15 protein-coding genes are annotated in these 18,454 nt (G+C 41.5%); 5 read left to right on the forward strand and 10 right to left on the reverse strand.

The annotated features are described in order from the left end of the window. The first annotated feature begins 142 nt into the window (after positions 1 to 142). Together IPM34_01660 and IPM34_01665 are read left to right on the forward strand one after the other, a co-directional pair. Complete coding sequence (locus tag IPM34_01660; GenBank protein ID MBK8954251.1) at positions 143 to 3,328, forward strand: SusC/RagA family TonB-linked outer membrane protein; 3,186 nt, start codon at positions 143 to 145, stop codon at positions 3,326 to 3,328. A gap of 46 nt (positions 3,329 to 3,374) precedes the next feature. Next, a complete protein-coding gene (locus IPM34_01665) occupies positions 3,375 to 4,826 on the forward strand; it encodes a RagB/SusD family nutrient uptake outer membrane protein (protein ID MBK8954252.1) in 1,452 nt (483 codons plus the stop codon). A gap of 287 nt (positions 4,827 to 5,113) precedes the next feature. On the opposite strand, the gene lpxK is transcribed toward IPM34_01665, so the two are convergent. From lpxK to IPM34_01710, 9 genes are all read right to left on the reverse strand, one after another. After that, the gene (gene lpxK, locus IPM34_01670; GenBank protein ID MBK8954253.1) at positions 5,114 to 6,169 is read right to left on the reverse strand and encodes a tetraacyldisaccharide 4'-kinase; all 1,056 of its coding nucleotides are present in this window, start codon (positions 6,167 to 6,169) and stop codon (positions 5,114 to 5,116) included. Positions 6,170 to 6,180: 11 nt separating this feature from the next. Then, entirely contained in the window at positions 6,181 to 6,846 is a 666-nt protein-coding gene (locus tag IPM34_01675) for a PorT family protein (GenBank protein MBK8954254.1), read from the reverse strand. Positions 6,847 to 6,864: 18 nt separating this feature from the next. Continuing rightward, positions 6,865 to 8,169, reverse strand: coding sequence for a DUF2851 family protein (locus tag IPM34_01680; protein MBK8954255.1), 1,305 nt, complete (start codon positions 8,167 to 8,169; stop codon positions 6,865 to 6,867). Between the two features lie 41 nt (positions 8,170 to 8,210). Further along, a complete protein-coding gene (locus IPM34_01685) occupies positions 8,211 to 8,702 on the reverse strand; it encodes a dihydrofolate reductase (protein MBK8954256.1) in 492 nt (163 codons plus the stop codon). Next, positions 8,699 to 10,549 (reverse strand): penicillin-binding protein 2, encoded by a 1,851-nt coding sequence (locus IPM34_01690; protein ID MBK8954257.1) that lies wholly within the window; start codon positions 10,547 to 10,549, stop codon positions 8,699 to 8,701. Before IPM34_01690 ends, IPM34_01685 begins: the two co-directional genes overlap by 4 nt. Before the next feature lie 3 nt (positions 10,550 to 10,552). Further along, positions 10,553 to 11,077: a hypothetical protein gene (locus IPM34_01695; GenBank protein MBK8954258.1), complete on the reverse strand. Its 525-nt coding sequence runs from the start codon at positions 11,075 to 11,077 to the stop codon at positions 10,553 to 10,555. Beyond that, positions 11,070 to 11,906 (reverse strand): rod shape-determining protein MreC, encoded by an 837-nt coding sequence (gene mreC / locus IPM34_01700; GenBank protein MBK8954259.1) that lies wholly within the window; start codon positions 11,904 to 11,906, stop codon positions 11,070 to 11,072. The genes IPM34_01695 and mreC overlap by 8 nt, the downstream gene beginning before the upstream one ends. Positions 11,907 to 11,959: 53 nt before the next feature. Next, positions 11,960 to 12,991, reverse strand: a complete 1,032-nt coding sequence (locus IPM34_01705) for a rod shape-determining protein (protein MBK8954260.1) — start codon at positions 12,989 to 12,991, stop codon at positions 11,960 to 11,962. Between the two features lie 108 nt (positions 12,992 to 13,099). Beyond that, positions 13,100 to 14,356: an insulinase family protein gene (locus tag IPM34_01710; protein ID MBK8954261.1), complete on the reverse strand. Its 1,257-nt coding sequence runs from the start codon at positions 14,354 to 14,356 to the stop codon at positions 13,100 to 13,102. Between the two features lie 137 nt (positions 14,357 to 14,493). On the opposite strand from IPM34_01710, the gene dnaN reads away from it, so the two are divergent. Genes dnaN through IPM34_01725 form a run of 3 tightly spaced genes read left to right on the forward strand, consistent with a single transcriptional unit; the run spans position 14,494 to position 17,103 of the window. Continuing rightward, positions 14,494 to 15,609 carry a DNA polymerase III subunit beta gene (gene dnaN, locus IPM34_01715; GenBank protein MBK8954262.1) on the forward strand — a complete coding sequence of 372 codons (1,116 nt, stop codon included), beginning with the start codon at positions 14,494 to 14,496 and terminating at the stop codon, positions 15,607 to 15,609. Positions 15,610 to 15,614: 5 nt separating this feature from the next. After that, a complete protein-coding gene (locus IPM34_01720) occupies positions 15,615 to 16,196 on the forward strand; it encodes a nicotinate-nucleotide adenylyltransferase (protein MBK8954263.1) in 582 nt (193 codons plus the stop codon). A gap of 16 nt (positions 16,197 to 16,212) precedes the next feature. After that, on the forward strand, positions 16,213 to 17,103 hold the full coding sequence (locus tag IPM34_01725) for a cation transporter (protein MBK8954264.1): 891 nt from the start codon (positions 16,213 to 16,215) through the stop codon (positions 17,101 to 17,103). Between the two features lie 578 nt (positions 17,104 to 17,681). On the opposite strand, the gene IPM34_01730 is transcribed toward IPM34_01725, so the two are convergent. Next, positions 17,682 to 18,017 (reverse strand): type II toxin-antitoxin system HicB family antitoxin, encoded by a 336-nt coding sequence (locus IPM34_01730; GenBank protein MBK8954265.1) that lies wholly within the window; start codon positions 18,015 to 18,017, stop codon positions 17,682 to 17,684. Between the last annotated feature and the right edge of the window lie 437 nt (positions 18,018 to 18,454).

The following is an 18,454-nucleotide window of genomic DNA, read 5'->3' on the forward strand; positions in this document are numbered from 1 at the left end:
CAATTATTTTGAGGCTTTTACATAATATTAAGCCAGATTCGCCCTCATATTAAACAAGGCTTTTATATATCATGGATGAAGTACACAAAGGCACTCTAAATTTGGACTTCGTAACAGATTTTTTAACAAAGACTTGAATTTTATGATGCATTCCAAAGCCCCGGCGATAGTCTCCAGGCTATCCCTGAAACTGATTTATTTTCTATTTCTCTTGTTGTGTTCAGAACTGATCTCGGCACAACAATTGCGGCTGGTCGGCCGTGTTATCGATGCCAGCAACAACACCGGATTGGAGGGCGTTGTGGTAAACCTAAAAAACAGTCTGGAAGGAACAACGACCAATACTTTAGGTGAATTTTCCTTATTGATCCGCGATAGTTTTCCTGCCATTTTACAGATCAGGTATACTGGTTATGAAGAGAAAGAGGTAGAACTTAGGTCTGCTGAATTTTTGCAGATTTCGCTGGAAGCAAAGAGAAATGAATTGGAAGAAGTGCTGGTTGTGAGTGGCTATACGGTTCAAAAGAAAAGTGAATTTTCAGGCGCCGTTGCAAACATCGACGTACAGAAAATTCAAAACAGACCTGCTGTGAGTTTTGATCAGTTACTGGGAGGACAGGCACCCGGTATCGATGTGTTGCAGCAAACGGGTGTACTCAACAACACGCCCGTGATGCGCATACGCGGGATCAACTCCATTACTTCGGGAATCTTTCCATTGGTCGTGGTGGATGGAGTAGCCATGTTTGTAGGTTCTATTGGCGGATTGATCGGCAACAATCCTTTGTCTGATTTAAATCCCAATGACATTCAATCTATAGACGTACTAAAAGACGCTTCAGCTGCCGCAATTTATGGATCCCGTGCAGCCAATGGAGTCATGGTTATCACTACTAAAAAAGGAAAGAAAGGACGGGTTCGCGTTCATTACGACAGCTGGTTAAGCAGAAGCACCCCTTACAATTTGCCAAAACTGTTAGGTGCAGAAGATTATGTGATGATCAAAAATGAAGCGATGAAAAATGCCGGCTTACAACCCGGATATGCCTTGATGTACAATCCAGATAGCAGCATTGTAAATACCAGTTGGTACGATGTAGCATACAGGCCGGGAATTTCACACAGTCATAACCTGAGTGTTTCGGGAGCCAATAATACGACTCAGTATTTTTTCTCGTTTGGATACACCAATCAAAACAGCTTTATCAGGTATAATGAATACGAACGGTATTCAGCCAGATTGAATATCGAAAATAAACTCAATGAGTACCTCAGCGTGGGAGCCTTTGCAACGTATGCAAATGGATTCAACAAAGGGCCCAATACCGGAGCCATCTCGAGTTATTCTCTGGGTACTTCTTCCTATAATTCAGAATATATTACCAACGAGCCTCTGGGTAGGATGACCTATGTATTACCGCCAAATGTTCCGGTATATCGCAGCGATGGTTCGTACAGTTACCAAAACAAGATCAGCGTAGGTTATGGTGCCAACAATCCCAGCACTATTGGAACCATCAATGCATACAATTTGGCCATGGTCCAAAAACTCGATGTCAGCACATCAGAGAACAACACCCTGATCGGAAATTTTTACTGCGAATGGAGACTGTTGAAAAATCTAAAACTTAAATCGAGTTATGGAATCAATAATTTGCAGACAGAAAATATTTCTTTTCTGAATCCGGTGCATGGAGGCGGTGCATCTTCTAATGGTGTGGCAACCAACGTATTTACCACACATTATCGCACCGATTGGGTCAATACTTTAAATTACGAATTTGATTTGAATGATGCCCATCACCTTACGGTACTTGCCGGATACGAGCAATTGAAAACCAAAATTAACTCCTGGGGGGCACAACGCAGCAATATTACCGATCCTTACTATGAGAACTACCAGGGTGGATTTGTAAATATTTCACCCTATGGAAATTTATTTGCGGAAAACAGATTGTTGTCCTATTTCTCCAACATGACGTATGACTTTGATAAAAAATATTTTTTCACATTTAATTTCCGGAGAGACGGTTTGTCTGCTTTAGCGGAAGGAAATGAGTTTGGAAACTTTATGGGCGGGTCCATTGGATGGAATGTGGCCAAAGAAAACTTTTTTCAAAACAGTTCGATCAGGAATGTTTTAGATCAATTCAGAATTCGTGCAAGCTATGGTGTTGTTGGAAACAGCGAAATCGGCAATTATCCTGCAGTCGGTTTATACGGATCCAATACTTACGGAGGACAGCCCACTTTGATTTATTCGCAAACAGCCAATCCGAACTTAAAGTGGGAGGCCAGCACCAAACTCGATTTGGGCTTCAATGCAAGTTTGTGGGGAGGGAAACTGCAACTCGAATTTGATTATTACAGAAATGACATCAGCGATCTGATCCTCAAAGCTCCACAGGCATTGTCGGCAGGAATTCCCGGAAACTTTATCAATACGAATGTGGGAAATATGTACAATACCGGGATCGAATTGTCATTGGGAACCAATCTTCTGAATAAAGGAAGTTTTCATTGGGATGTAGATTTGAATTTTTCTACCCTCACCAACAAGGTGACGAAATTAATCAGTGATATTTATGTTCCCAGCATTTTTGGAGTGCAAAATATGACCCGTGAAGGATATTCCGTAGGATCGATTTTTGCGGTTCCCTGGAAGGGAGTAAATCCCGATAACGGTTTAATGATGTTTCAAAACCGCGAAGGAAAGACAGTTCAGTACAATCACATCGGTTCGCCAAAATGGACTTATCTGGATGGAACTCCTGCGCCGGCCATCGACAATTATCTGGACGGGGTCATCCAGGGACCTTCTTTGCCCAAATACTTTGGAGGATTTAACAACACGTTCCGATACAAGCAATTTGAACTGCTGGTCAATCTGACCTATGCATTTGGTCACCTGTTATACAATGGAACCCGGGCTACCAATTCAGATCAGCGTTATTTTAACAACGGTGAATTTATCAAAGAGCGATGGACGACCCCGGGTCAGCAAACAGAAATTCAAAAACTGTATTACGGCGATAATGTTTCTGCGGGATTTTCTTTTTCAGCGGCATCGAAAGTAGAAAAAGGCGATTATGTCAAACTAAAAAACATCACACTGGCTTATGAACTGCCCTTGAAAAAATTAGGACTGGAAAATAAAATCAGTTCAGCCCGTGCTTTTGTGCAGGCTGTAAATTTATATACCATAACGGGATACCGGGGTTCGGATCCCGAGATCAGTATCAATGGCAACTCCATTCATTCGGGAAAGGATCAAAATGTGTCTCCCAATGCTCAGGTGTTTTCTATTGGATTGAATGTTGGATTTTAAATACTAACAATTGTTTGTTTTATTAATATAAGAATTTCAAAAAAAAATGAAAATTACTACCATTGCGATCATACTTGTTTCGGGTTTGTTTTTGTGGTCATCCTGTGAAAAAGATTTTCTGGATGTCGATCCCAAAACCAACATACCAGATGCGGAAGCGTTCAGTACGCCATCTAAAATTCTGGCTCAAGTCAATAATTTATACGGACAAATTCAAAATCCCAATTTTTATGGCGGGAGGTTTATCGTGTTCAACGAACAACGCGCAGATGAGTTCGGACAAAACGATGGAAACGCTGCAACGGGTTCTGCCATCTGGAATCAAAATGCAGCATCGACCAGCGAATACATTAACAACGTATGGTCAGCTGCTTATACAGCCATCAATGCCGCCAACATCCTGATGGCGCAATTGGAAAACACGAGTGTAATTCCCGATAGTCTTGCTCAATTATATATTGGAGAGGCCAAATATATCAGGGCTTTTTGTTTTCTGAATCTGGTTCAAACCTATGCCAAGCCATACAATCAGGATAAAACAGCGCTGGGAGTTCCTTTGCGATTGACTCCTATTACTTCATCCGGGCACAATGACCTGGTGAGAAGTCCTGTAGAAGAGGTTTACCTGCAAGTCATCAAAGATCTGGACGAAGCAGAAGCGGCACTTCCGGTTGCTTATGCCACTTCCGTATTGAATGCTTCAAGAGCGCATAAAGCCACCGCAATTGCCTTGAAAACCAGAGTTTTTCTCAACATGGCTGAGTTTACCAAAGTAATAGCAGAGGCACAAAAGCTGGTCCCATTGAATCCTCCTTTCTTATATCAATCCGGGAACATAACCCATCAGCTGGAAAGTTCAATTGCAAATGTTTTTACTTCCAATTATACCGGACCGGAGACCTTGTTTTCCATCATATTTGCAAACAGCACCACGGAAACACCTCCGGCTCAGTTTGCATTAGCTTTTAATTACATCACGCAACCCATTATATTTCTTGCCAAAGAAGGCATTGGTTATCATCCCGTGATGAGTGATCCGGAGGATGCCAGGTCTTTGCTGACATCAATAAATGTGGCCAAGCATAAAATCCTGACTAAATTCAGAACAACGACGGCTCCATTCAGCGATTATATTCCGGTGATCCGGTATGCGGAAGTTATGTTGAATTATGCAGAAGCTGCAGCGCAAACAGGAGATCTGGATCAGGCTAAAAAACTACTAACAAGTGTTAGGCAACGTTCGAATCCTAATTATCAGTTTGCTGATGCGGACGTCGATACAAAAGATAAATTGTTGCAGACAATAATAACTGAGCGACGTATAGAATTTCTGGGAGAAGGGATAAGATTGCAGGATTTGCAGCGCAATGTAATGGCTTTAGCTGCCAAGACAGGAAGTATTGGCAAAGCTCCCGAAGTGCTTCCTACTGCAAAAAATTACATTTGGCCGATTCCAAGCGGAGAGTTGAGCACGAATAAATTGTGCGTTCCGAATTGAACGGGAATTGATATTTGGTTGTAAGGTATATTGCTTTGTTTAGTTCAAGAAAAGGAATGTGATTCATGCTGCTCTAAAATCCGAATGTACATTTTTTGTTTCCCGTACCTGCCTGAATTAAATGATCCAACTTAATTTTTAAAATCCGGTCGTTCAGGCGGGAAAGGTGCAGAGAATTTTTGATGTGCTTCTTATCTCCGTTTTGAAAATTTTGCGCTCTTTGCGGTTAAACACGGGACATCATATTTTGCTCAACTCACTTTTAGGAAAATGTAGCTTTTCTCAAATTAAACCCGGAATTCCAATAAGAATTGTTTTATATACTCGTCGAACAATTCCTGCTGGTAAAATTCAACTTCGATGGGAATGGCATATACATCGATGTTATGTTTTTCAAAAAAGTCCTCAAACAATTTAAGCCGGGTGGCATCTTTTTCAGTAGTCAAAACCATTTTGTTTGAATGGCTGATCCTGTTGTATTTCTCGACCAGGCCATTCAGTTCGGTTTCCGTAAAAAAGTGATGGTCTTCGAAGAGGATGCTATTCAATCCTGCAACCCGCTCATTGAGATAGGATTCGAGGTATTCAGATTGGGCTATGGCACTGATGAGGGTAACTTCTAAACCAGGATTGAGTTTGTATTTAATTTCGGGTTTGAAAATGTGGTAGGGTTCTCCGTATTTTATTTTTGAGAAAAAGAGTTTTTGGTTATTGTTTAAACGCAGGTCTGATCTGAATTTTTCAAAATCCTGTTCAGTTAAATGATCTGGGCATTTGCTTGCAATGACCACGTCGGCGCGTGCTGCACCATAACTCCACTCTCTCAGTCTTCCACTTGGCATAAGATGATCGCGCGTATATGGTCGTGAAAATTCAGTGAGTAAAATATTCAGTGAACATTTCACTTCGAGATGTTGAAATGCATCGTCCAATACAATCAATTGAAGATCCGGAATTTCCCGGATCATTCGCGGTATCCCTAGTGCGCGATTTTCGGCAACGGCAACGGCTACGTCCGGAAATTTACTTTTGATCTGTGCAGGTTCATCGCCTACTTCCAGGGCATTACTGCCTGCCTCCACCCAATAGAATCCCATGGTTTTTCGTTTGTATCCCCGGCTCAGCACGCCCACTTCCAGATAATCTTTCAACAGCCGGACCAGATATTCAACATGAGGAGATTTTCCGGTGCCGCCCACGCTGAGATTACCTATACAAACGACGGGAAAACTGAATTTGACGGATTTAAGAATGCCGGAAAAATAGAGTGCCTGATAGATGCTGACCCCCAATCCATAAAGGAATGAAAAGGGAAGCAACAGGAATTTTAGTAGCTTGATCAATGTCTGTATTATTAAAACGCATACAGGTAACTCAGCATGGGCAATGCAATGGTCGCATTGCTCGACACGCTTCGTAAACCTGGTTTTTTCTCTGTTTTCTCAATATCTGACAAACCATAATCGGCCTGTAACATGAACCTGAAAGCGTGTGATCCGGTTTGATATTCGGCTCCCAATCCGGCAACAAATTCGATACCTGTGGACACATAATAATTTTTTGCATCCTTCAAAACAGAACTGTAAATACCAAAAAAATTCTCTCTTGAACTTTTCGCGTCTGAAAGTAATGAAATTTGTAAGCCACCCTGAACGATCCATCCGATTTTGGAATCAGGCTTAGGCCGGAAACTCAATAGAAGCGGAATCTTCAGATAATTCAATTCTGTTTCATAGTCTGCATCTTCGTTTCCTGCGGTTTCGTAATTCTGGCCCTGCAACGAATAGCTGATACCGGTTTGTAAATTCAACTTCGAGTTTAATTTATAGCCAAGAATCAGTCCGATGGCCGGCTTAAAAGTTGCAACATAATCGAGTTCGCCACCTTGATCAAAATCGTCGCTGTTTAAAATCCAGGTGTTTTGGTAAGCCACCCGGGCTCCGGCAAACCAGTTTGAATTTTGTGACTGCAGACAAGTCAAACTACCATAAATTAAAATCAGGCAAAGAGCACATCTCATAGTTAAAAATTTTGAAAATTAATAAATGACTTGATCTGAATTTGCTGAATTACCACTTTTTAGAATGGTGCTGCCAATCATGCAGTTTGTACATCTCTTAGGAACACAATAATTCTGGTAAAGTTGTATACCGGCCTGACTGTGTCCTGCATGATTTAGTGCAAAGTTATAACTTTTCCACAATTGGGTGATCCGGTTGGATTCTGCTTTTAGTTCTTCCATAAAACGCAAGGCTTTCAGTTTGAACTTTTCCTCAGCATGTATTTGTCCATATGCAAACAGAACCGGACATGCTGCATTGATAAAAATACTGTGCAAAGTGTGGATGCCCAAATCTTGGTTTGGTATCCTCTTGTATTTTTTACCGGGATGGTAATGTGTTTTCCAATAACCATCTAATTCAACGCTAAAAAACTGGCAAAACCGACGAAGGCTTTCGAAGTTCAGTAGCTGTGAAAACCAGTGGTCCCTATTGTGTAACAAAGCTGCAAGTTGGGCCAAGCGCAATCCGGGAAAATGCGCGGGGCGCATCCTAAGAAATTTCCATTCAACCGGATTTATAATATGCAACTGATGTTTTTTTAGCATAAAATCAAATTCAGTTTTAAGTCCCGCAGTATAATTATCGGGGGCTTGCCCGTTTAAAAAACCAGCAACACCAAACAGCAGTGCTTCAGTCAGAAATTTATCGTGTTTGTATTTAGAGAGCAATGCATAAGGAATATGCTGCATCAACGATTCCATGGCTTTTCTGTTTACGGGAGAGACGAGATAATAAGCAAATTTCCGGAAGAACAAAGCTTCCCAATCGTATTGAATGTTGTTCAATTCATTCATAGTAACTGTAGTTTTGTTTTCAAACCGTTCGATCATGAGTTTTTCCAGCATGATATTTTTAATTTCCTGAGGAATGTTGTGTAAATGTTCGTGACAGGGAACAGGTAATACCGAATTCATCAGCCTTTCGTATTGGGTACACATTTCAGTTGGCAGATAATTTTTAATTTCAAGGCATGCCATCTGAGACCCGTTTATAAATATTTCTTTATCTGCTTCCCAAACAACATGCAGTATCACATTTTTATAATGTGGATCATCTTCGTGCCCATGTGCATTCCAATCGGAAGAACGAATGTGGATTTCGACATGCCCGATCCATATAATTCCGCCGATTTCCACTTTTGCATAAAGAAAATCAGGACCCTGATTCAGGTTATGCTGACCTGCGGCCAGTATCTTCAATGGTTCTCTACGGGTGGTGTGAAGTTGGTAGGTTGTGAGTATTTTCAAACCCCAGAAATAATGGAGCAGGTCTTCTTTCATAGTGCTTCTATTTAGGGAAGCACGTTTATCAAGAAGAACTTTTATATTTTTTGGTAAATGTCGAATTGATGCCCGAGTTGATTTTTCGCATCGACCATTCCTTTTTCGTGGGAAACGAGCTTCCAGTTCTCAAGCTCAATTTCGGGAAAATACGTGTCTCCGGGTCCTGTATAATCGACTAAAGTGATGTACAATTTATTCCACAGGCCTTTTGATTGATTGTAGATCTCGCCACCACCGATGATGAACAATTCTTTTTCTCCATTTTTTTTTGCCAGCAGGATTCCTTCTTCAATAGAATGTGCGATCAGACAGTTGGAGACTATGTAAAAGGGATCTCGGGTTATGATGATATTGGTCCGGTTGGGTAATGGGTTCCCAATGCTTTCGAAACATTTTCTTCCCATCAGAACGTGATGACCTGTAGTGATTTTTTTAAAAAACTTAAGATCAGCAGGCAGGTACCAGGGTATTTGGTTGTTTAAGCCGATGATTTGGTCCCGGTTCATGGCTACTATGGAAGAGATGATCATGTTTTCTTTTTTTTGGTGATCAAATCTTTTTTGACCATTTGATCGTGCAGATCTCTTCGTTTGACTTCGCGATTCAAATATTTTTCAATCATCAAACTGGCCATCGGAGCAGCTACTTCACCACCCCAGCCGGCATTTTCAACGTAAACGGCTATGGCGATTTTAGGTTGATCCTTGGGTGCAAATGCAAAAAAGACAGAGTGATCTTCGCCATGAGGATTTTGCGAAGTACCTGTTTTCCCGCAGATGCTGATCTCCGGATAATAGGCTTTGAAAGCTGTACCTGATCTAACGGCGAGTTCCATTCCGTTGATAACCGGATTAAAATGCTTTTCATCGACGGGCACTTTATTTTTGATCCGGAATTTTTCGGGAATCGGATAGGCTCCGTGATCAAAAGTTTTGATGAGATGTGGTGTCATGTAATATCCTTTATTCGCGATAATGGCAGCCAGGTTAGCCATTTGCAAGGTTGTTAGTTCGAGTTCGCCCTGTCCAATACCAACCGAAACAAAATAAGTGGATCGCCATTGATCGGTTTTATATAATCGCGTATAATATTCTGATGTTGGAATGCTCCCACTGCTTTCTGTAGCTACATCGCTGTATAGCGGCCGCCCCAATCCAAAAGCAGTCAGATACTTTCCCAATAAATCGAGACCGTACTGGGGTTTCGAAAATCCTTTAATCTCGATGAGATCCCGAAACGTTTGTATAAAATAAGCATTGCACGAATGTTGAAGTGCAATTTGCAAATTGCCCGGAGATGGATGTGTATGGCAACCGTAGCTCACCGTTTTATAATAATAAGCGCCTGTACAAGTATGGCCGGTGTTTTCATTCAATACACCTTCCTGCATGGCAATAAGCGATAGAACAGGTTTAAAAATGGATCCCGGAGGATATTTCGCATTTGCAGATCTGTCAAACAAAGGTTTTAATGAATCCCGAAGCAAATACGAATACGCCAATCCGCGATTGTTGTGAACCGACATCAGATTTGGATCGAAAGTTGGCGAAGTTATTTGACATAAGATTTCACCGGTAGCGGGTTCAATGGCCACGATACCACCAACTTTATGCAGCATCAGACTATCGCCATAGCGTTGCAACTCCAGGTCGATACTGAGCTGTATGTCTTTGCCCGAAATCGCTTTCCTGTTTAAACGTCCGGATTCATAATTGCCAACTTCCCTGCCGAGATTGTCTTTGAGAATAAATTCAACTCCATTGATGCCTCGAATATCGTCTTCGTAATATTTTTCCAAACCTGCGCAACCCACATAATCACCGGGCCTGTATAGTCCGTTGCTGTGTTCGATATCTTCCGGTGTGGCTTCGCTGATGTATCCTAAAAAATTCGCACCATGGGGTTCCGGATATCCCCGTATTGAACGGAGTTCACTGGAGAAACCCGGGAAGCGGAATAAATTTTCTTTGAATGGAAGAAAAATTTCGGGAGGAATACTTTTCAAAAAAATAAAAGGAACTGATTTGCTGTATTTTCCCGATTTCCAATCCTTTTGAAGTCCGGAAATAAATCTTTCCCGGTCGATCTGAAGCAGTTTACAGAACAAAGCCGTATCCATGTCGGGAGATATGGCTTTATAAGTAACCAGCAGATCGTAGGTCGGATAATTGATGACGAGTATTTTTCCATTCCGGTCATATAGCAAACCCCGCGATGGATAAATTAAATTTTGATTGAGGGTTATCGAACTGGCTTTTGATGAATAAGATGGATTAAACAACTGAATTTTAGCAAGCGCAATGATGAGTATGGCTGAGAACAACAGCAAAATCCCCTTGACAATTTGATACCTTAAAAATTTCTCTTCCTGTATCATATATTAAGAAGATCTGAAACTAAAAAAAAGTTGCAATAAAAGGATCACAATACCCGAAACAAAATAACTTAAAATCGTTTTTAATAAAATCTCGCCCGCATATACAAAAGTAAAGACCTGCAAAATAAAATAAGAAAGGAAGAAAACAAATAACAATATACCAGCATATTGCGAGAACCATAGGATGCCCATTTCGCCAATGGTGGGTTCGCCATCCAGTGGATACCCGTTTTTAGGTTCAAAAAATCTAAGCACCAGCGGTCTGAACACCATCATCCAGAGACAAGCTCCTGAATGGACACCGGGAGAACCATAAAACATGTCGACGGTAATGCCAACAGCAAATGCTAATAGGAGAATAAAAAACTGAGGAATTTTAAGAGGCAAGGTAAGTAAGACAACAGGATACACCAGAATAAAAATTAAATTCTGATTGCTGTCGCCGAGGTTTATTTCTTTAAGCATCAGCACCTGTAACAGCACGTACAGGATGACTTTCAAGCTATGGCTCAACCATACTTTATTCATACCTGCTTATTTTTTGTTCGAGATCCAATTTTTCCTGTTTGTTTTCATTGACAATCACATAGACCTGGTCGATATTGGTCATGGGTTGACTGAGTTTTACATCGATCTCGTAAGTGAAAGAGCCCTGATCGATGCGATATAATGCTACGGTTCCGATGAGCATATTTTTTGGAAAGATGACAGAATAACCACTGGTCACCACGGTATCTCCCAGACGCACGTCTGCATATTTTTGGATGGCCTGTAATTGCATCATCGAAGGATCGCGACCTTCCCATACCAAAGGTCCAAAAAAGCCACAACGTTTTAACCTTGAACTGATGCTGGTTCCTTCGTGTAAGACAGACAATACCAAACTGTAATTAGAACTGGTATCGGATACAATGCCTACAATTCCTTTGGTGGTGATAACCCCCATGCCAGGAGTGATTCCGTGTTTACCTCCCTTATCTAAAGTGATGGTGTTGTTTCTTTTATCAAGTGAATTGTTGATTACTCTTGCAGCAATGATATGAAATTCGGGCGATGACTTTCCGGATCGGCTTAGTGTGTCCTCATCATTGTTATTTTTTATTGCGTTGTTAGCAAGCTTAACAAGGAGGTTTGCATTTTCATGGGCCAGACTGTCATAACGGCTTTTCAAAGAAAAATAGTCGATCGTGGAATTTACTTTGGCCTGGAAGGATGTGGCTAACAACTGGTAGGAATGTAAATAAATTTTTCGCTGAGGCTGATTGTATCTGACTATCCAGATGAGGCAGATGCTTTGCAGGATAACAAACAACACCAAACTTCCATTTTGAACTATGACTTTGGCAAATTTCCACATCTGTTCATAGTTTAATTGCGGGGAAATGAATTGAATTCAAACCCGCAATAAAATCAGATACTTTTTCTGTCAATTAAAAAGGAGAACCTGTCCGTATTAGCCAAAGCCAATCCCGTGCCCCTCACCACGGCTCTCAAAGGATCGTCTGCCACAATAACGGGCAGTTTGGTTTTAAGTGAAAGGCGTTTATCCAATCCTTTAAGCAAGGCACCACCACCGGTCAAATACAATCCCGTTCTGTAAATATCTGAAGACAATTCCGGAGGAGTGAGTTCGAGTGCTTTCAAAACCGCTTCTTCAATTTTCATGATCGATTTGTCAAGTGCCTCTGCTGTTTCTTCATACCGAACCAGGATCTGTCTTGGAATTCCGGTCATCAGGTCCCGGCCATTGATTGCATAGGGTTGGGGAGGATTCTCTAGTTTTTTTAATGCAGATCCGATATTTATTTTCATTTGCTCAGCCGTGCGCTCGCCAATCAGCATGTTGTGTTCGCGACGCATGTAATCGATGATGTCGTTGGTGAATTCGTCGCCGGCGACCCGGATAGACTGATCGCAAACGATTCCCGATAAAGCGATGACTGCAATTTCCGTAGTACCCCCACCGATATCAATAACCATATTACCAATGGGCTCTTCGACATCCAGTCCTATACCCAGTGCAGCAGCCATGGGTTCATGGATGAGGTAGGTTTCTTTCGAATCCACGTGGTCGGCCGAATCGAAAACCGCTCTTTTTTCGACCTCAGTGATCCCAGATGGAATGCATATGACCATGCGGAGATGGGTAAAAAACCGTCGTTTATTTCCAATCATATTGATCAGGCCCTGGATCATTGCTTCAGCGGCCTGGAAATCGGCAATAACCCCGTCTTTAAGTGGCCGGATGGTTTCAATATTCTTGTGGGTCTTTTCGTGCATTTGCATGGCTTTGTTGCCAACGGCAATAATTTCACCCGATTTTTTGTCAATAGCCACAATGGAAGGTTCGTCGACCACCACTTTCCCATCCTGAATGATCAGGGTGTTTGCCGTGCCCAGATCGACTGCTAATTCCTGTATAAAAAGATTAAAAAGTTTCATTTATATAGTGCGTTCATTCTTTGATCAATACGAATAAAATAAATTCTCAGTTTAAGAATCCGGATATGAATTCAGGGAAGGGACTGCAAAAGTAAAAAAATAAAGCGTTCAGGCACCTGCCGTCACTATGATCATTTTATCTGGATCCAGATATTTTCTTGCAAGTTCCTGTAATTTTTCGGCATTCGTATTTAGAATTTCACTTTTTAAAAGCGGGAATGCATTGGCAGACCCATATTCGGTCACCAGTATTTTTAAAAAGGAAATTGTTTGGAAGGGGCCGTCCATAAGCCGGAGCATGTTACCACACAAATAGTTTCTGACCATTTCCAATTCGCTGTCCGGGATCGGTTCGTTGTGCAGTTTTGTGAGTTCGCCGGAAATCAGGGCTAAAGAGGCATCCAGTTGATCGGGATTCAGTTCGGCACTGATGTAAAAGCAACCCGCATATTTTTGAGCATCCAGACTCGAATGGATGTCGTACGTGTAGCCTTTGTCTTCCCGAATGTTTTTCATAAGTCTCGAACCAAAATAATCTCCCAGGATGGTATTCAGCAGATAAAGACCAAAAAAATCGGGATGTTGTCTGGCGAATGTGCGCACTCCCATTTTTAAACTTGTCTGGGTGCTGTGGCTGATGGGGATGTGCAATTTTTCCAATTGGGGAAAAGGAAGCAGGTGAACCGGCACATTGTTGTGTTCCGGCTCCGGGAACTGCCGGAGAAAACGGGATATGGATTCTCTGTAAACCGGATCATTGGATCCGCAATAAAAAGCATTCAGGCAATGAGCATGGTAGTTTTCCCGATGGTATCTCAGAAGGTCTTCGGTTTCAATCCCGGCAATTCGCTCTGCCGTGGTGTTGTAACCATAAACCGAATCAGGCCCATAGATCAGGGACGTGAATTCGCGGTAAGAAACGTAATCGGGTTCAGCAAGTTGGTGTTGCAATTGAGAATGGAGAAAAATTTTTGCTTTTTGTAAATCGGATTCGCGGTAAGCGGGTCGAAGTACCAGCTCCGAAATAAAATCAAGCAACTCGGTGAAATGTTTTTGAAGACAGCTCAGGGAAACCGTAGTAAAATCCAGATCGGCATGAACCGAAAAATGGGCACCATAAAAATCAATTTTATCGGCTACCATTTCTGCAGTATAATTTGCAGTGCCTTCCATGATGAGGTTGGCTGCAAATCTGGCGGCCAGTTTTTTATGTTCGCTCCACCTTCCATTCTGGAACACCAATTCGAAGAAACATAATCCCGGTTTGGAAGATTCAAGACTGTACAATACACTCCCGTTCGCCAAATTCTCTTGTTCGTAGGCCGGAAAGGAAAGCTGGTTCCAATCCTGGATTACCGGGTTCATGTTCAGGTATTTAAGCTTCATAGACCAAGGAAATGGTAAAACGCCAGAATGATGTATTTTTGTCCTTCATTTCACTGTAAACATAAATAATACATGGCAATCGCGCCTTTACATATCAAAAATCAAGCAAAACGATTATGAAATTCAACGTATCCTCCGGAGGTTTTCTGGAAAAGCTCAATATTGCAGCCTCAGCGCTGGCTTCTAACCCCGTCCTTCCTATTTTGGAAGATTTTTTGATCCGATCAGATAAAAATAAACTGTTTATCACTGCTTCCAATTTAGAATTGACCATCAGCACCAGTTTGGATGCCGAAGTAACAAATGCGGGCAGTATAGCAATTCCCGGGAAAACCCTGCTTGAAACTTTAAAAGCCATGCCCGAGCAGCCTTTATCGATCGAAATCAACGACGATACGAGAGGGGTTACCATTACCTCACTTTCCGGGGTCTACAAATTGGTGGGAGAAAAGGCCGAAGACTACCCCAAGATCGCGGAACCTGTTGACGAACCCGGTTTCGGAATATCCAGTGAAAAATTACAATTGGCTATCGACCGGACCTCTTTTGCAACCAGCAATGATGAAATGCGCCCGGCTATGAAGGGGATCTGTCTCAATATCGATTTCAACCAACTGACCTTCGCAGCAACGGATGCACATAAACTAGTGAAATACAGTTTCCAGGACATCAGCAGCGACACATCGGCTACGATCGTGCTTACCAAAAAATCGATGCTGGCTTTAAAAACCATTTTGCCGAAAGAAGATAAAGTGATGATGCATTTCAACAGGGAGCGGGCTTTTTTCAGTTTTGGCGATACACAATTGTCGATGCGGCTGATTGAAGCGAAATATCCGGATTACAACGCTGTCATCCCGGTCAACAATCCCTATCTGCTGCAGGTGAGTCGTTATGAACTTTTATCTGCATTGAAAAGGATCATCGTTTATGCCAACAAATCGACGAATCAGGTGATGTTGAATATTCAGGACAAGAGTCTGACCATTTCTTCTCAGGATGTCGACTTGTCGAATGAAGCAACCGAACAAATGAGTTGCACCTATCAAGGGGAACCGATGACGATTGGATTCAGTGCAAAATACCTCATCGAAATGCTTTCCAATATCGGAGGGGAAGTGCTTACTATTGAATTGTCGAGCCCCAGTAAGCCAGGTATTTTTCTTCCAGCCGAGCAAGCCGCAAGCGAAAATTTACTGATGCTGATCATGCCTGTCATGAGCAACTATTAAGAGCAATGCAAATTGCCTTGTATTTCGGATCCTTTAACCCAATCCACACAGGGCACCTCATCATTGCACAGCACATTGCCAATTTAGGGGAAGTCGATCAGGTCTGGCTGGTGGTTAGTCCGCACAATCCGTTCAAAGCAAAAGCCAGTCTCGCTAACGATTACGATCGACTGCACCTGGTCAATTTATCGGTGGAAGACAATCCGAAAATCAGAAGTTGTTCGATTGAATTCAGTTTGCCCCAACCCAGTTATACCATTGACACCCTGACTCATTTGGAAGAAAAATATCCGCAACATCGTTTTTCGCTGATCCTGGGAAGCGACAATTTACCGACGCTGCATAAATGGAAAAACGGCGATTTAATTTTAGAGAAATATAAAATTTACGTTTATAAACGGGTAGGAACGGATGTGCCCAAAGCCTATGAGGGACAACCCTCCTTGCATTTTTGCGATGCACCCCTGCTGGACATCAGTGCCAGTTATATTCGGGAATGCATACAAAATGGAAAATCCGTCAGATATATGGTGGCCGACCGCGTATTTGAATATCTCGATGGAAGCAACATGTACAAATCGAAATAATTGATTTGCGGAAAAGATGCAAAAAGAGTTCGAAAAAACGGCAATACGAGTTAGTTTAATCAGTATTGTTTCCAACTCCCTGCTTGCCGTAATAAAATGGATAACAGGTTATTTCGGAAATTCATATGCCCTGATCGCAGATGCCATTGAATCGACAACAGATGTCTTTGCATCCTTGCTTACTTTGTTCGGATTAAAATATTCTCACAGACCGGCCGACAAAAATCATCCCTACGGACACGGTCGGGTGGAACCGCTGCTCACTTTTGTGACGGTTGCATTTTTGGTGACCTCTGCAACGGTGATTGCCTACGAAAGCATTCAGAACATACAGACCCCGCATGAGCCGCCGAAATATTTTACATTGATCGTTCTGGGAGTAATTATCATCTGGAAAGAGATATCTTTTCAATTGGTGCTGAGAAAAAGTAAGGCAACACACAGCAGTGCATTGAAGGCCGAAGCCTGGCACCACCGAAGTGATGCCATTACATCTGTTGCAGCATTTATTGGAATTTCGATTGCCTTGTATTTCGGGCGGGGATTTGAAGTTGCCGATGACTGGGCGGCACTAATTGCTTCGATATTTATTTTGTACAACAGTTACCAGATATTCCGCCCTGCGCTTGGAGAAATTATGGATGAGCATTTTTATGAAGAACTCGAAAATGAGATTCGAAAGCATGCGTTTGAAGTGGAAGGCGTTCGCGGTACGGAAAAATGTTTCATCCGAAAATCGGGAATGATGTATCTGGTGGAATTGCATGTAATGGTCCCGGCGGAGATCACGGTACATGAAGGACATTTAATTGCACATCGGGTTATCGATGTATTGAAAGATAAAATTCCACAGATCAGACAGGTGCATGTGCACATTGAGCCTTATGAGCAATATTCGGAGAGCTAAAAGCTGGAAGCGGAAGCTAAAGGCTTAAGGCGGAAGGCCCAAGGCCCAAGTCTTAAGGCCTAAGGCTTAAGGCGGAAGGCCTAAGGCTTAAGGGTGAAATAAGTGTAAAGAGCATAGATCAACGTGAAAAGAGCAAGGATAAAGCTTAATTACTAACAATTGTTAGCATTCTAACAACTAACAACTAACAACAAACTTCCGACTGTTTGCCAGAATAACACGAAGACGCAAAGGGGCACAAAGAATTATTTTTAGCTGTTCATCTTTCCTACTGATCATTTTTCTTTTTTGCCTTGATGCATGACTGAGTGATTAAACTGATAGGCGGATGTATATCGCCAGTGGGCGGATGGTAAGTACACATAACATTTAGACATTTAGACTGTTCGGAGAATAAGCTTTCTTAAAAAAGTAGAATTATCATTTCGCAGTTTCTGCCATGAGGATAGTTAAAGTCAGAGTTGCAAGGACAATTTTGTTGGTGAGATGATCAGCATGGACCTTTAAAAAATCTAAAATGAAAAGGGGCGGGTTGAATGCAGAATTTGAATCTTTTTCATAATCTTAGTGAGGGGCTTTTATTTTACCAACTGTTTTTTCAAAGCGACCTGAACCAATTGATTTAAACTTATTCCTTCTTTCGTAGCTTCAATATATGCGAGTTCATGAAGTTTGGGATCTATTCTAACATTAAATGAACCTTTGAATGATTTACTAATATTCTTACCGGTTTGTTCGCATAATTTTTTATAGTCCTTAACCGCTTCTATAAATGACTTCTTTAATTCTTTTACAGAAGAACCTTCAAAAGTTACTAGATCATTAACGCCTTCCAGTTTTCCAAAAAAAATATCGTCGGAAGATGAATAATGCACTGACCCTATAACGTCTTCAAAAACCAATTTATCAATCATATTAAATTATTCTGTTCTAAATGTGTCTTTAAAAGTTTAATTTGGTAATCCTTTAGTTCATTGCCAGGATGAGGTTTATGAAGCCTAATCAATAAATTTTTAGTCTTATTGTAAAAAGCTACACGTGAACCACTTGTTTTAACAGTTTTAACTTCCAAATATCCCAATCTTGATAAGACATAAGATAATTCGGCGTAAGTTACTGTACCGGAATTATTTATAATCCGATCTGTAATTTTTTGTAATTTACTCACCTGTAAATGTTCACAAAATTAGCATTTGCAACTGAATATTAGTTCCAAAATCCTTTTTCTTTAACATATTGCAAAAAAAAACCGGATGAAATCATCCGGCCTTTTCATACCTTTTCACATTGAGAATTTACGGCGTCCAATTCTTTTCATGTGATCATTGGACTTAAAAGTTTGCTCTGCAGA

The organism is Saprospiraceae bacterium (assembly GCA_016716185.1).
Taxonomy (GTDB): Bacteria; Bacteroidota; Bacteroidia; order Chitinophagales; family Saprospiraceae; genus Vicinibacter.

What these genes read in the sequence shown, in the direction of transcription:
- IPM34_01660 (MBK8954251.1), top strand. Translation starts at nt 143, where the DNA reads ATGATGCATTCCAAAGCCCCGGCGATAGTCTCCAGGCTATCCCTGAAA.
- IPM34_01665 (MBK8954252.1), top strand. Translation starts at nt 3,375, where the DNA reads ATGAAAATTACTACCATTGCGATCATACTTGTTTCGGGTTTGTTTTTG.
- IPM34_01675 (MBK8954254.1), bottom strand. Translation starts at nt 6,846, where the DNA reads ATGAGATGTGCTCTTTGCCTGATTTTAATTTATGGTAGTTTGACTTGT.
- IPM34_01680 (MBK8954255.1), bottom strand. Translation starts at nt 8,169, where the DNA reads ATGAAAGAAGACCTGCTCCATTATTTCTGGGGTTTGAAAATACTCACA.
- IPM34_01685 (MBK8954256.1), bottom strand. Translation starts at nt 8,702, where the DNA reads ATGATCATCTCTTCCATAGTAGCCATGAACCGGGACCAAATCATCGGC.
- IPM34_01690 (MBK8954257.1), bottom strand. Translation starts at nt 10,549, where the DNA reads ATGATACAGGAAGAGAAATTTTTAAGGTATCAAATTGTCAAGGGGATT.
- IPM34_01695 (MBK8954258.1), bottom strand. Translation starts at nt 11,077, where the DNA reads ATGAATAAAGTATGGTTGAGCCATAGCTTGAAAGTCATCCTGTACGTG.
- mreC (MBK8954259.1), bottom strand. Translation starts at nt 11,906, where the DNA reads ATGTGGAAATTTGCCAAAGTCATAGTTCAAAATGGAAGTTTGGTGTTG.
- IPM34_01705 (MBK8954260.1), bottom strand. Translation starts at nt 12,991, where the DNA reads ATGAAACTTTTTAATCTTTTTATACAGGAATTAGCAGTCGATCTGGGC.
- IPM34_01710 (MBK8954261.1), bottom strand. Translation starts at nt 14,356, where the DNA reads ATGAACCCGGTAATCCAGGATTGGAACCAGCTTTCCTTTCCGGCCTAC.
- dnaN (MBK8954262.1), top strand. Translation starts at nt 14,494, where the DNA reads ATGAAATTCAACGTATCCTCCGGAGGTTTTCTGGAAAAGCTCAATATT.
- IPM34_01720 (MBK8954263.1), top strand. Translation starts at nt 15,615, where the DNA reads ATGCAAATTGCCTTGTATTTCGGATCCTTTAACCCAATCCACACAGGG.
- IPM34_01725 (MBK8954264.1), top strand. Translation starts at nt 16,213, where the DNA reads ATGCAAAAAGAGTTCGAAAAAACGGCAATACGAGTTAGTTTAATCAGT.
- IPM34_01730 (MBK8954265.1), bottom strand. Translation starts at nt 18,017, where the DNA reads ATGATTGATAAATTGGTTTTTGAAGACGTTATAGGGTCAGTGCATTAT.